The sequence below is a fragment of the Thioalkalivibrio sp. ALE28 genome, from assembly GCF_000377425.1.
Taxonomy (GTDB): domain Bacteria; phylum Pseudomonadota; class Gammaproteobacteria; order Ectothiorhodospirales; family Ectothiorhodospiraceae; genus Thioalkalivibrio.
Window position 1 is genome coordinate 92,241 of record NZ_KB898101.1, and the last position, 13,682, is coordinate 105,922.

Sequence of the window (13,682 nt, forward strand, 5' to 3'; positions counted from 1 at the left end):
CGGGTGGGTGCGGCTTTCTAGAGCGTTGAACCTTCGACTTCCCAATGCGGATCAGATGATGATGAAACCGATGCAATGGGCACTGGTGGCCCTGACCTTTCTCGCCCTGTCGCTGCCGGCCTCGGCGCGCATGCTGCCGGACTTCGTGCCGCTGGCGGAGGAACACAGCCCGGCGGTGGTGAACATCGCCACCACCCGCGAGCGCGAGAATCCGCATCGCGGCCAGATGCCGGACTTCGAGGGCACGCCCTTCGAGGACCTGTTCGAGCGTTTCTTTGGCGGTCCGGGCGGCTCGGGCGAGCGCGCCCCGGAGAGCTTCGAACGCAACTCGCTGGGTTCCGGCTTCATCTACACCGAGGATGGCTACATCATCACCGCGAACCATGTGGTGGACGGAGCCTCGGAGGTCGTCGTCCATCTGTCCGACCGGCGCGTGTTCGACGCCGAGATCGTCGGCAAGGACCCGCAGAGTGACGTGGCCCTGCTGAAGATCGACGCCGAGGACCTGCCGACCCTGAAGCTGGGTTCTTCGTCCGACCTGAAGGTCGGCGAATGGGTGCTGGCGATCGGTTCGCCGTTCGGCTTCGATCACTCCGTCACCGCCGGCATCGTCAGCGCCAAGGGGCGCAACCTGCCGACCGAGAACTACGTCCCGTTCATCCAGACCGACGTGGCGATCAATCCGGGCAACTCGGGCGGGCCGCTTCTGAATCTGGATGGCGAGGTCATTGGCATCAATGCCCAGATCTACAGCCGCACGGGCGGCTTCATGGGCCTGTCCTTCGCCGTGCCCATCGAGATGGTGGAGGACGTGGTGCAGCAGCTGCGGGAACACGGCGAGGTGACGCGCGGCTGGCTGGGTGTGCTGATCCAGGAGGTTACGCGCGAGCTGGCCGACTCCTTCGGCATGGACAAGCCCACCGGCGCCCTGGTCGCGCGGGTGCAGGCCGACAGCCCGGCGCAGAAGGCCGGCTTCGAGACCGGTGACGTGATCCTGTCGTTCAACGGCATCGAGGTGCCCAACTCCTCCGCTCTGCCGCCGATCGTCGGGCGCACGCCGGTGGGCACCGAGGCCGAGGTGGAAGTGCGCCGCGGCGACGAGACCCGCACCATCACGGTCGAGATCGAGCGCCTGCCGGACGACATCTCGGCCCAGCGTGGCGGGCCACAGCGGCAGACGCCGGAGCGGACCGAGCCGCAGAGCCTGCTGGGGATGGTCCTGGAGCCGCTGGAGGCCGAACGCGCCGCGGAGCTGGACGTGGACGCCGGCGTGGTCGTGCGGGAGGTCGTCGACAACCCGGCGCGTTCCGCCGGCCTGCGCCCCGGCGATGTGATCGTGCAGTTCGGCGGCCATGCCATCGACTCGGCGGAGACGCTGGAGCAACAGATCGCCGAGGTCGGCGACCGGCGGACGGTGCCGGTCCTGGTGTATCGCGGCGACAACCCGACCTACATCGCCCTGCGCATCCCGCGGGACTGAGACCGCCTTCGGGGCGCACGCCCCGGGGCCGCCATGGAGCAAGGGAGGGTTGTCGGCCCGGTCGGCAGCCCTCCCGATCGTTTGCGGATGACCGAACTGACGCTTTATCACCGCGAGAGCTGCGGTCTCTGCCATGACATGCTGGCCGAGATCATGGCCCTCAAAAGCCGTTATACTTTCGCGCTTACGGTCGTCGACATCGACGAGGACCCGGAGCTGCAGGCGCGTTTCAACGTCAAGGTCCCGGTGCTTGCGGTCGACGGCGACATTCTCTGCTGCCATTTCCTCGACCGAAAGGCACTGCTGGACCAACTGGCCCCTGCATGACCGAAACCCGCCTCACCCGCAATTTCTCCATCATCGCGCATATCGACCACGGCAAGTCCACGCTGGCGGACCGCCTGATCCAGGGCTGTCATGGCCTGACCGAACGCGAGATGTCCGAGCAGGTGCTGGACTCGATGGATCTGGAGCGCGAGCGCGGGATCACCATCAAGGCGCAGAGCGTCTCGCTGTACTACGACGCCCAGGACGGTGAGCGCTATCAGCTGAATCTCATCGACACCCCGGGGCATGTGGATTTCTCCTACGAGGTCTCGCGCTCGCTGTACGCCTGCGAGGGTGCGTTGCTGGTGGTGGATGCCTCGCAGGGCGTCGAGGCGCAGAGCGTCGCCAACTGCTACACCGCGATCGATCAGGGGCTCGAGGTCGTCCCGGTGCTGAACAAGATCGACCTGCCCGCCGCCGAGCCAGACCGGGTGGCCGCGGAGATCGAGGACGTGATCGGTATCGAGGCCACGGATGCCCTGCGCGTCTCCGCCAAGACCGGCGAGGGCATCGCCGAGCTGCTGGAGGAGATCGTGCGCCGGATCCCGCCACCGGAGGGCGATGCCGAGGCCGCGCCCAAGGCGCTGGTGATCGACTCCTGGTACGACAACTACCTGGGCGTGGTGGCGCTGGTGCGGGTCAAGGCCGGACGCTTCTACGCGGGCCAGAAGATCAAGGCGATGTCGGTGGGGCGGGCGCACGAGGTCAGCCGGGTCGGCGTATTCACGCCCAAGCCGTTGGACCGCAAGACGCTGGAGGTTGGCGAGGTCGGCTATCTGATCGCGACCATCAAGGACATCTCCGGGGCCAAGGTGGGCGACACCTTCACCGATTTCAACAACCCGGCGGACGAGCCGGTACCGGGCTTCCAGGAGATCCAGCCGCGGGTATTCGCCGGGCTGTTCCCGGTCAGTGCGGACGACTTCAACGACCTGCGCGAGGCGCTGGACAAGCTGCGCCTGAACGATGCGGCGCTGTCGTTCGAGCCGGAGACCTCGCAGGCGCTCGGGTTCGGCTTTCGCTGCGGCTTCCTCGGCATGCTGCACATGGAGATCGTGCAGGAGCGCCTGGAGCGGGAATACGACCTGGACCTGATCACCACCGCGCCCACCGTGGTCTACGAGGTGGAGCGCAACGACGGCGAGGTGGTCTCAGTGCACAACCCCTCCGAGCTGCCGGCGAACAACGAGGTGGCCGAGATCCGCGAGCCGATCATCGAGGCGAATATCCTGGTCCCGCAGGAGTATGTAGGGGCGGTGATCACTCTGTGTGTCGAGAAGCGCGGTGTGCAGACGAAGATGCAGTACCTCGGGCGCCAGGTGCAGCTGTCCTACGAGCTGCCGATGTCCGAGGTGATGCTCGACTTCTTCGATCGCCTGAAGTCCGCGACCCGCGGCTATGCCTCGTTCGACTACCAGCCGCTGCGCTTCCAGGCGGCGCCGCTGGTGCGCGTGGACATCCTGATCAATGGCGACCGCGTGGATTCGCTGTCGGCCATCGTGCATCGCGACCATGCCGAGTCGCGCGGGCGCGAGATCATCGAGCGCATGGCCAAGATCATCCCGCGTCAGATGTACGAGGTGGCGATCCAGGCGGCGATCGGTTCCAAGATTATCGCGCGCGCCACGGTCAAGGCGATGCGCAAGAACGTGCTGGCCAAGTGCTACGGCGGCGACGTAACCCGCAAGCGCAAACTCCTGGAGAAACAGAAGGCCGGCAAGAAGCGCATGAAATCGATCGGCAAGGTGGACGTGCCGCAGGAGGCCTTCCTGGCGGTGCTGTCGGTGGACGACGACAAGAAGTGACAATCAGGCCTGCGGCCCGGAAGGGCCGTCGGGCACTCCCCGGCGGGCCGGGAACAGAGGACACGGCATGGCAAATCTCGAACTGATCCTGGTGCTGGCAACCGCCGTGACCGGCCTGATCTGGCTGGGCTGGGTGATCCTGCGGCGGCGTCGCAGCCCGGAGCGCCAGCGGGCGATGCCCTGGTTCGTGGACTACTCGCGTTCGTTCTTCCCGGTGCTGCTGATCGTGCTGATCCTGCGCTCGTTCGTGGCCGAGCCCTTCCGCATCCCCTCCGGGTCGATGATGCCCACCCTGCTGGTGGGCGACTTCATCATGGTCAGCAAGTTCTCCTACGGGATCCGCCTGCCGGTCACCCGCACCAAGATCCTTGATACCGGTGAGCCGGAGCGTGGCGAGGTCGTGGTGTTCAAGTATCCCCGCAACCCCGCCGAGGACTACATCAAGCGGGTCATCGGTCTGCCGGGCGATACCATCGCGTTCCGCGATCGTGTGCTGTACGTGAATGGCGAGCCGCAGCCGGCCGAGCGGGTTGGAACTTTCGAGGGCGAGGGCTCCGGGCAGGTCATGTCGGGCGCGTCGATGTTCGAGGAGACCCTGGATGGACGCACCTACAACACCCTGATGCGCGAGCAGCAGGCGAGCCTCGACGGTTCGGTCACGGTCCCCGACGGTCACTACTTCATGGTCGGTGACAACCGCGACAACTCCAACGACAGCCGGGTCTGGGGGTTCGTCGCCGAGGAGCACCTGGTGGGCCGGGCGCTCTTCATCTGGCTGCATTGGGATTACAATGAAGGCCATCGGGACTTTTCCCGGATCGGCCAGGCGATTCGCTAGGCCGTATTCCGCGGGAGCAGGCAACCAGGGGCAGGGTATTCATGCGACATTCCAGACACTCGATGCAGGGCGCGGGCGCGGTGACGATTCTTGCGCTGATCTTCCTCGCGCTGCTGGTCGGCACCTTCGTGATCAAGATGGGTACGCAGTACACCCAGTTCCTGACCGTGCGCTCGATCATGCAGGATGTGGCCACCCAGACCGGCGCCGCCGACAAGAGCGAGCGCGAGCTGTGGCGCGAGATCAATCGCCGGTTTCAGATCAATTCGGTATACGACGGGATCGGCGAGGACAACTTCAGCGTGACCGAGCACGGGGAGGGCCGCCGCCTGAACTTGGAATACGAGGTGCGCCGCGAATTCCTCGGCAACGTGGACGTGGTGGCGCGCTTCTCGAACAGCGAGACACTCGCCCCTTGAGGACGGCGGCGTCGATCTGTTGCATGCCTCCAGGGGTGTTTTCGTGAGTCGTGACTTTCGCAGCCTGCTGCCGCCGGCCGTGCGCGACGGCGAGGGCGTGGGCCAGGCGCTGACCCACCGCAGTGCCGGCGGGCGCAACAATGAGCGTCTCGAATTCCTCGGGGATGCCGTGCTGGGCCTCGTGATCGCCGACGCCCTGTACGAGCAGCTCCCGGACGCCCCGGAGGGCGACCTGACCCGCCTGCGTGCCGCGCTGGTCAATCGCGAGTCGCTGGCCGCGCTGGCGCGCGAGACGGGACTGGAGGGCACGCTGAACCTGGGCCAGGGCGAGCGCAAGAGTGGTGGTCAGCGCCGCGACTCCATCCTCGCGGATGCGGTGGAGGCCCTGATCGGGGTGACCTATCGCGAGGCCGGCATGCAGGCCGCGCGCGAGTTCACCCTGGCGCTTTACGCCGAGCGCCTGCAGGATCTGCCGTCGGCCGAGTCGCTGAAGGACCCGAAAACCCGCCTTCAGGAACAGCTGCAGGGCCGCAATGCGGAGCTTCCGGTCTACGAGGTACTGGAGGTGGCCGGCCCCGATCACAAGCGCCAGTTCACCGTGGCGGTGCACCTTCCCACCCAGGGCTGGGGGCAGCGCGGCCAGGGCTCCTCGCGGCGCCGCGCCGAGCAGGCCGCGGCCGAGGCCGCCCTGAAGCGCCTGCAACAGGTACAGGAACAATGAGCGAAACCGATGACCGCCCCGCGGGCGAATCCACGCGCTGTGGTCTGATCGCGCTGATCGGCCGGCCCAACGTGGGCAAGACCACGCTGATGAACCGTCTGGTCGGCGAGAAGCTGGCGGCGACGACCCGGCGGCCCCACACCACGCGCAACCGCATCCTCGGGATCGTGACCGAGGGGCAGGACCAGATCGTGCTGATGGATACGCCCGGCATCGACACCGAGCGCACCCAGCTCGTGAACCGCGTCCTCAACCGCACGGCCAGCCAGGCGCTGGCGGATGCCGACCTGGTCTGCTTCATCGTCGAGGCCGGCCAGTTCGGCCCGGGCGACGAGCGCATCGAAGAGACCATCCGGCATTCCGGGCGCCCGGCGCTGCTGGTGATCAACAAGGTCGACCAGTTCCGCGCGAAGGAGGACCTGCTGCCGTTCATCCAGGCCCGGGCCGCGAGCTTCGACTATGCCGGCGTGGTGCCGCTGTCGGCAAAGACCGGCTCCAATCTGGAGGGCCTGATCGCGGAGATCCGGACGCACCTCCCGCAGGGCCCGTTCCTGTACGACCCCGATCAGCTCTCGGATCGTCCGCAGCGATTTCGCGCCGAGGAGATGATCCGCGAATCCATGCTCGAGCACCTGGGGCAGGAGGTTCCGTACTCGGTGGCGGTGCGCGTGGAGGACTGGTCGGACGAGCCGCGCACGACACACATCGACGCGGTCATCCTGGTCGAGCGCGACAGCCAGAAGGGAATCGTGATCGGCAAGGGTGGCCAGCGCCTCAAGCGGATCGGCCAGGCGGCCCGCGTCCAGCTGGAAGAACTGCTGGAGCGCAAGGTCATGCTGCGTCTGACCGTGCGGGTGGAGGCCGACTGGACCCGCAACCCGCGGGCCCTGCGCGAACTCGGCATCGAAGAACCCCGATGAGGGCCCCGCGACGGGCATGAGTGGCGCGGGGTCGGCGGTCACCCAGGGGGTCGTGCTGCACGCCCGCCCGCTGCGCGAGAACAGCCGCGTGCTGGATCTGCTGACCGCCGGGAGCGGCCGCCTGTCGGCGGTGGTGCGCGGCAAGGCCGGGTCTGTCCAGCCGTTCGTGCTGCTGGATCTGGCCTGGCGCGGGCGCGGCGAACTGCCCACCCTCAGCGTCGCCGAGCAGCAGCGGGTCTTCCCGCTGACCGGACGGTCCCTGGTCTGCGGGCTGTACCTGAACGAGCTGATCCTGCGCCTGTACCCGCGCGAGGCCCCGATCCCGGAGGCCCTGCCCGCGCTGCTGTCCGCCTACGCCCGGCTGGCCGCGGGCGAACGCGCCGATACCGTCCTGCGCCGTGCCGAATGGGCCCTGCTTGCCCCGCTGGACTCCGGGCTGGAGCATGTCGAGCCGGCCGAGCTGGACCCGGATGGCTGGTATCGCTACGACCCGGAGGCCGGACTGGAGCCCGTGGCCGCCGGACGGGGCGAGGCGATCCCCGGTTCGGCGCTGCGGGCGCTGGCCACCGGGGAGGACGTGCCGGATAATCATGCCCGCGTCAGTCGCGACTTCATGCGCCGGCTGATCGACATCCACCTGGCCGGCCGGCCCCTGCGCACCCGGGGTCTGCTGTAGGCTTCGGGACCGCATCCAACCAAGGGCACCGCCTCATGTCGCATCCTGCTCCGCTCAAGCTCGGGGTCAATCTCGATCACATCGCCACCATTCGCCAGGCGCGGCATACGCCGTATCCGGACCTGATGCAGGCGGTGCGCCTGGCCGAGGCCAGCGGCGCGGACTCCATCACCCTGCACCTGCGCGAGGACCGCCGCCATATCCAGGACGACGATGTCTTCGGGATCAAGCCCCGGCTCAAGGTCCCGATGAACCTGGAGATGGCGGCCACCGAGGGCATGCAGGCGATTGCCCTGAGGCTGCGCCCGGAGGCGTGCTGCATCGTGCCGGAGAAGCGCGAGGAGCTGACCACCGAGGGTGGGCTGGATGCCGTGGGGCAGCTGGAGCGCCTGCGCGAGTTTGTCGCGCCCCTGACCGCCGCGGGGATCGAGGTCTCGCTGTTCGTGGAGCCGGATGCGCGCCAGCTGGAGGCGGCGGTGGCCATTGGCGCGCCGGTGGTGGAGCTGCACACCGGTGCCTATGCCAACGCCCGTGATGCGGCCGAGCGCGAACGCCTGCTCGCCGGCATTAACGAGGCCGCTGCCGCCGGCCGGGAGATGGGTCTGGTGATCAACGCCGGCCACGGGCTGGACTACGACAACGTGCGCCCGATCGCGGCCAACCCGGTGTTTCACGAGCTCAATATCGGGCATTCGATCGTCGCGCGGGCCCTGTTTACCGGCCTGCCCGAGGCGGTCAGTCACATGCGCGGGCTGATGGATGCTGCCCGCCAGGGGCTGCCGGCCGGGCAGTACCCGGTCTGAGCGCGATGATCCTCGGGATCGGGACCGATCTGGTGCAGGTCGCGCGCATGCGCGGCATGTGGGAGCGCCACGGCCGCCGCCTCGCCGAGCGCATCCTGCATCCGCTGGAGCAGGCCGATCTGCCATCCCATGAACCGGCCGGGTTTCTGGCCCGGCGCTTTGCCGCCAAGGAGGCGCTGGCCAAGGCGCTGGGCTGCGGGGTCGGGGCCGACATGGCGCTGGCGGAGGCGGGGGTGACCCATGACGCGCGCGGGCGCCCCGAATTCGTGCTGGCCGGGCGGGCCCGGGCCACCGCAGACCGCCTCGGTGTGCGCGCGATCCATCTCAGCATCAGCGACGAACGCGAATACGCCCAGGCCTTCGTGGTCCTGGAGGGAAACACGGATTAATTTACACGCTCGCGTTCGTTTGCACCCCCGGTCTTCCGAGGCAAGGCGCGCCGCTTGCGGGTAGTGGTTCTGCCCGCCCGTTGTTGATCAAGACCGGGCGTGGGGCCGCGTTGGGGCTCCCTTGTGCCGGATGACTGCACGGCAGTCACCGTGCATTAAGCGCAGGCACAAGCGACTCGAGCGCGAGCGGGTGCATTGATCTGTGTTCCCCTGGGGCGGCGAGTAACCCGTCTTTCCCTCCGGGCGAGGTTGCCCGGGTTGGGGCGGCTCCCTAGAATGTGGCTCCTTATGCCTGCCGCGATCCGCGGATGCTGCGGCAGGCCAGCCCTGAGCGAGCGACGGAGTCCAGTCAATGCCCTGGAACGAACCGGGAAACAACAACCGCGACCCCTGGAGCGGGGGTGGCGGCGGCCAGCGCGGTAGTGGTGGCGGTGGCGGGGGTGGCAATCAGCCCCCCGACCTCGAGGAGATGATGCGCAAACTGTCGCGTCAGCTGAATGGCATCTTCGGCGGGGGCGGCAGCGGCGGCTCGGGTGGTTCCGGCGGTGGCATGGGTCGGGGCGCACAGGCCCTGGTCAGCCTCGGTCTGATCATCGCGCTGGTGGTCTGGCTGGCGTCCGGCTTCCACATCATCTCGGAAGGCGAGCGTGGCGTGGTGCTGCGCTTCGGCGAGTTCCAGCAAGTGAAGAACCCGGGGCCGGGCTGGCATCTGCCCTATCCCATCGAGCGCATCGAGATCGAGAACGTCGACAACGTCCGGACGCTCGAGCATCGCGCGCTGATCCTGACCGGCGACGAGAACATCATCGATGTCGATATCGCGGTGCAGTACCGCATCCTCGACCTGGTCGATTATCTCTTCAATGTCCGCAACCCGAACGCCACGGTGAATCGGGTGATGGAGTCGGCGATCCGCGAGCGCATCGGCAAGAACAACCTCGAATTCATTCTCGGCGAGGGGCGTGGCGAGATCGCCTCGTCGTCGCGCGTGGTGATGCAGGAAAACCTGGACGCCTATGGGGCCGGCATCATCGTCACCGCCGTGTCCATGCAGCAGGCGCAGCCGCCGGAACCGGTGCAGGAGTCCTTTGCCGACGCGATCCGCGCCCGCGAGGACGAGGTGCGTTTCCGCAACGAGGCCGAGGCCTACGCCAATGGCGTGATCCCGCGGGCCCGCGGTCAGGCCGCCCGCATCATCGAGGAGGCCGAGGGCTATCGCGATCAGGTGATCGCCCGGGCCGAGGGTGATGCCTCGCGCTTCGACCAGTTGCTGGCCGAATACCAGCAGGCCCCGGACGTGACCCGGGATCGTCTCTACCTGGAGGCGGTCGAGGCCGTGCTGGAGGATTCGCGCAAGCTGATGCTGGACGTGGGTAGCAGCAACAACCTGATGATGCTGCCGCTGGATCAGTTGTTCCAGGGCGCCGCGCGCAGCGGGAACAGTTCCGGCGACACACCGACACCGCGACCGCTGGATACCAGCCGCAGTGTCTTCAGCAACAGTGGCTCGGGTACGAGCAGCCGGCTGGGTGATCGCGACCCGGCCGCCCAGCGTTCGCGGGAGGTGCGCTAATGCTCCGCATAGCCGGTATTGCCGTGGTCGTGCTCGGTATCGTCGTCGCCCTGTCGACTTACACCGTTGACGAGCGCGAACGCGTGATCAAGTTCGCCCTGGGGGAGATCCGCGAGGTCGATCCGGCCCCGGGCCTGCACTTCAAGTTCCCGCTGATTCAGAACGTCGAGAAGTTCGACGCCCGGATCATGACGCTGAATATCCCGCCGGACCGGTTCCTGACCTCCGAGGCGAAGAACATCATCGTCGATTTCTACGCCAAGTGGCGGATCGACGACGTCGGGCAGTTCTATCGCGCCACGCGCGGCGACGAACGTCTGGCCGAGGAGCGCCTCGCCCAGATCCTGCGGGACGGGATGCGTAACGAGTTCGCCCGCTTCGAGCTGCAGGACGTGGTCGCTGGCGAGCGCCTGACCATTATGGGTGCGGTGCGTCAGACGGCACTGGAGACTGCCCAGGAGCTCGGGATCAACCTGGTGGATGTGCGCATCCGCCGCATGGACCTGCCCGACGAGGTATCCGAGTCGGTGTACGAGCGCATGCGCGCCGAGCGTCAGCGCGTGGCCCAGGACTTCCGGGCCCGCGGGCAGGAGGAGGCGGAGCGCATCCGGTCGCGGGCCGACCGCGAGCGCACGGTGATCCTGGCGAATGCCTACCGCGACTCCGAAGAGATCCGCGGTGCCGGTGATGCCCGGGCGACCGAGACCCTCGGGCGTTCGTTCGGCGAAGACCAGGAGTTCTTCCGCTTCTATCGCAGCCTGATTGCCTACCGCAACAGCATGAGCGGCGAGAACAGCACCTTCATCCTGGAACCGAACTCCGAGTTCTTCCAGTACTTCAATGCCCCCGGGGGCGAACGTCCGGCACCGCTGCAGGCCCGCTGAGCGGGCCGGAATCCGGGTGGCTGCGGGGCTGCCCCGAAGGTCGCCGTTTGCAACGGGCCCGGAGGTTTCCGGGCCCGACTTTTGCCGGCCGGGCGGGGTGGATGACAGGACAAGGACAGGGATGACATGACCGATATCAACCGCTGGTTGCTGCCGGACGGCCTGGAGGAGGCGCTGCCGGATGCCGCGCGGCGTCTGGAGGCGCTCCGGCGCCGCGTGCTGGACCAGTTCGACACCTGGGGCTACGACCTCGTGATGCCGCCCCTGGCCGAGTATCTGGAATCCCTCCTGACCGGGGCCGGGCATGCCCTCGATCTGCAGACCTTCAAGCTCACCGATCAGCTTACTGGGCGCATGATGGGCGTGCGCGCGGACCTGACCCCGCAGGTGGCGCGTATCGACGCGCATCGCCTGCGCGTGCAGGGGCCGAATCGCCTGTGCTACGTGGGCACCGCCCTGCGCACCCGCGCGGACGAATGGTCCGGCTCGCGCAGCCCCTTGCAGGCGGGTGCCGAGCTGTTCGGCCACGACGGGATCGACAGCGATCTCGAGATCATCCGTCTGATGCTGGCCACCCTGACCGTCTGCGGCGTGGACCGCCCGAGCATGGATCTCGGCCATGTCGGGATCTATCGCGCCCTGGCGCGCGACGCCGGCCTCGACGAAAGCCAGGAGCAGGACTTCTTCGACCAGCTCCAGCGCAAGAGCGTGCCCGAGATCGACGAGACCCTGGCGGCCTGGCAGTCCTCCGGCATGGACCCGGTCGCCTGCGCGCGTCTGCGTGCGCTGGTCGACCTGAATGGGGACGCCACGGTACTGGACGAGGCCCGCCGGGCCCTGGACGGCGCACCGGCCGAGGTGCAGTCGGCGCTGGATCACCTGCAGTCCGTGGTCGCCCGCCTCGAGGCGGGCGAGCCGGGACTGGACCTGCACCTGGACCTTGCGGAACTGCGCGGCTACGCCTATCACACGGGGCTCGTGTTCGCCGCCTTCGTCCCGGGTTCCGGCCAGGCCATCGCCCGGGGCGGGCGGTATAACGACATCGGGCGGGTATTCGGCCGTGCGCGGGCGGCGACCGGGTTCAGTACCGATCTGCGCGCCTTCGTGCGCCGCGAAGGCGGGGTGGCGGCCGCGACAAGGCAAAGCGTGCGTGCGCCGGCCAGCGGCGATGCGGCCCTGGAGGCCGCGATCGCGGACCTGCGCGCGCGGGGTGTGCGCGTAGTGCGCGAGCTGGATGGCCAGGACCATGGATCACCTGCCGGCGCGCGTCTGGAGCAGCGCGACGGCGAATGGACGGTAGTGGAGCATTGATGACGATGGGACGTTTTGTAGTCGTGCTGGGCAGCCAGTGGGGGGACGAGGGCAAGGGCAAGATCGTCGATCGTCTGACCGAGGATGCGGCCGCGGTGGTCCGCTTCCAGGGCGGGCACAATGCCGGCCATACCCTGGTGATCGGCGGCGAGAAGACCGTCCTGCACCTGATCCCGTCCGGCATCCTGCGCGAAGGCGTGGAGTGCATGATCGGCAACGGGGTGGTGCTCTCGCCCGAGGCCCTGATCACGGAGATGGAGGAGCTGGAGGCCAAGGGGGTTCCGGTCGCCGACCGCCTGCGTCTGTCGGATGCCTGCCAGCTGATCCTGCCCTACCACGTGGCACTGGACCATGCGCGCGAGAAGGCACGCGGCAAGGCGGCCATCGGGACGACCGGGCGCGGCATCGGGCCGGCCTACGAGGACAAGGTGGCGCGTCGCGGCCTGCGTCTGGACGACCTGTTCCACCGCGAACGCCTGGCGGCCAAATTGGGCGAGGTGATGGACTATCACAACTTTGCGCTGAAGCACTACTTCAAGGCGCCGACCGTCGATCAGCAGGAAGTGCTGGAGCAGTGCCTGGCGCACGCCGAACGACTGCAGCCGATGGTCACGGACGTGGCCGGGCGACTGCACGCGCTGCGCGAGCAGGGCAAGGACGTGATGTTCGAGGGCGCCCAGGGCACGCTGCTGGACATCGACCACGGCACGTATCCGTTTGTGACCTCGTCGAACACCACCGCGGGGGGCGCCTCCACCGGCTCCGGGGTGGGCCCGCGGGACATCGACTACGTGCTGGGGATCACCAAGGCCTATACCACGCGCGTGGGGGCGGGGCCGTTCCCCACCGAGCTGTTCGACAACATGGGCGAGCACCTTGCGCGCCAGGGCAACGAATTCGGCTCCACCACCGGGCGTGCGCGGCGCTGCGGCTGGTTTGACGCGGTCGCGCTGAAGCGGGCGGTCCAGGTGAACACGATCAGCGGCCTGTGCATGACCAAGCTGGACGTACTGGACGGTCTGGAAAGTGTGCAGATCTGTGTCGGCTATGACTGTGGTGGCGAGCGCCGCGAGGTACCGCCGTCCGGGGCCGAGGCCTATGCCGCCTGCACCCCGATCTACGAGGAGATGCCGGGCTGGTCGGAGTCCACGGTCGGCATCCGCGAGTACGCGAAGCTGCCGGCGAATGCGCGCGCCTATCTGGAGCGTCTGAGCGAGGTCGTCGGGGTCCCGGTGGATATGGTCTCCACCGGCCCGGATCGCGACGAAACCCTGGTGCTGCGCGACCCGTTCGACAGCTGATATCCCGCCCGGACGGTCGGGGCGTCAGCAAGCGCGGGCTTCGGTGATGCCCCGGCCCGGGGGTCCGGCGCCTGTGCACGCGGGTGCGCATGACGCGTGTGCATGAAGCGGCGTCGAGGTTTGCCCATGTGGCATGCGAATGGCCCGGGTGAATGCTCCACGGGCCGCGCCCGCGAAGGCAGCGCCCACGAAAAAATCCACGCCATCCATGTGGATGCCGCGCGTTCCGGAGTGG

14 protein-coding genes are annotated in these 13,682 nt (G+C 67.9%); all 14 read left to right on the forward strand.

Annotated features, from left to right (window positions below):
* The first annotated feature begins 55 nt into the window (after positions 1–55).
* The 14 genes from D105_RS0110060 (at position 56) to D105_RS0110125 (ending at position 13,447) form a co-directional block, all read left to right on the forward strand.
* Entirely contained in the window at positions 56–1,480 is a 1,425-nt protein-coding gene (locus D105_RS0110060) for a DegQ family serine endoprotease (RefSeq protein WP_018867222.1), read from the forward strand.
* 87 nt (positions 1,481–1,567) lie between these two features.
* Positions 1,568–1,807: a glutaredoxin family protein gene (locus D105_RS0110065; protein WP_017940958.1), complete on the forward strand. Its 240-nt coding sequence runs from the start codon at positions 1,568–1,570 to the stop codon at positions 1,805–1,807.
* On the forward strand, positions 1,804–3,612 hold the full coding sequence (gene lepA / locus D105_RS0110070) for a translation elongation factor 4 (protein ID WP_018878316.1): 1,809 nt from the start codon (positions 1,804–1,806) through the stop codon (positions 3,610–3,612). Before D105_RS0110065 ends, lepA begins: the two co-directional genes overlap by 4 nt.
* A 67-nt stretch (positions 3,613–3,679) precedes the next feature.
* Positions 3,680–4,450 carry a signal peptidase I gene (lepB, locus tag D105_RS0110075; protein WP_018878317.1) on the forward strand — a complete coding sequence of 257 codons (771 nt, stop codon included), beginning with the start codon at positions 3,680–3,682 and terminating at the stop codon, positions 4,448–4,450.
* Positions 4,451–4,512: 62 nt separating this feature from the next.
* Positions 4,513–4,869 (forward strand): DUF4845 domain-containing protein, encoded by a 357-nt coding sequence (locus tag D105_RS0110080; protein WP_018867225.1) that lies wholly within the window; start codon positions 4,513–4,515, stop codon positions 4,867–4,869.
* Positions 4,870–4,912: 43 nt separating this feature from the next.
* The gene (gene rnc, locus D105_RS0110085; protein ID WP_018867226.1) at positions 4,913–5,590 is read left to right on the forward strand and encodes a ribonuclease III; all 678 of its coding nucleotides are present in this window, start codon (positions 4,913–4,915) and stop codon (positions 5,588–5,590) included.
* Entirely contained in the window at positions 5,587–6,510 is a 924-nt protein-coding gene (gene era / locus D105_RS0110090; protein ID WP_018878318.1) for a GTPase Era, read from the forward strand. Before rnc ends, era begins: the two co-directional genes overlap by 4 nt.
* A gap of 16 nt (positions 6,511–6,526) precedes the next feature.
* Positions 6,527–7,186, forward strand: a complete 660-nt coding sequence (locus D105_RS0110095; protein ID WP_018878319.1) for a DNA repair protein RecO — start codon at positions 6,527–6,529, stop codon at positions 7,184–7,186.
* Positions 7,187–7,221: 35 nt separating this feature from the next.
* Positions 7,222–7,989, forward strand: coding sequence for a pyridoxine 5'-phosphate synthase (pdxJ, locus tag D105_RS0110100; RefSeq protein ID WP_018867229.1), 768 nt, complete (start codon positions 7,222–7,224; stop codon positions 7,987–7,989).
* 5 nt (positions 7,990–7,994) lie between these two features.
* The gene (gene acpS / locus D105_RS0110105) at positions 7,995–8,378 is read left to right on the forward strand and encodes a holo-ACP synthase (RefSeq protein ID WP_018878320.1); all 384 of its coding nucleotides are present in this window, start codon (positions 7,995–7,997) and stop codon (positions 8,376–8,378) included.
* 352 nt (positions 8,379–8,730) lie between these two features.
* Positions 8,731–9,951: an FtsH protease activity modulator HflK gene (gene hflK, locus D105_RS0110110; protein WP_018878321.1), complete on the forward strand. Its 1,221-nt coding sequence runs from the start codon at positions 8,731–8,733 to the stop codon at positions 9,949–9,951.
* The gene (hflC, locus tag D105_RS0110115) at positions 9,951–10,835 is read left to right on the forward strand and encodes a protease modulator HflC (RefSeq protein ID WP_018878322.1); all 885 of its coding nucleotides are present in this window, start codon (positions 9,951–9,953) and stop codon (positions 10,833–10,835) included. The genes hflK and hflC overlap by 1 nt, the downstream gene beginning before the upstream one ends.
* A 126-nt stretch (positions 10,836–10,961) precedes the next feature.
* Positions 10,962–12,146, forward strand: coding sequence for an ATP phosphoribosyltransferase regulatory subunit (locus tag D105_RS0110120; RefSeq protein ID WP_018878323.1), 1,185 nt, complete (start codon positions 10,962–10,964; stop codon positions 12,144–12,146).
* Entirely contained in the window at positions 12,146–13,447 is a 1,302-nt protein-coding gene (locus D105_RS0110125; protein WP_018878324.1) for an adenylosuccinate synthase, read from the forward strand. Before D105_RS0110120 ends, D105_RS0110125 begins: the two co-directional genes overlap by 1 nt.
* Positions 13,448–13,682 lie beyond the last annotated feature (235 nt).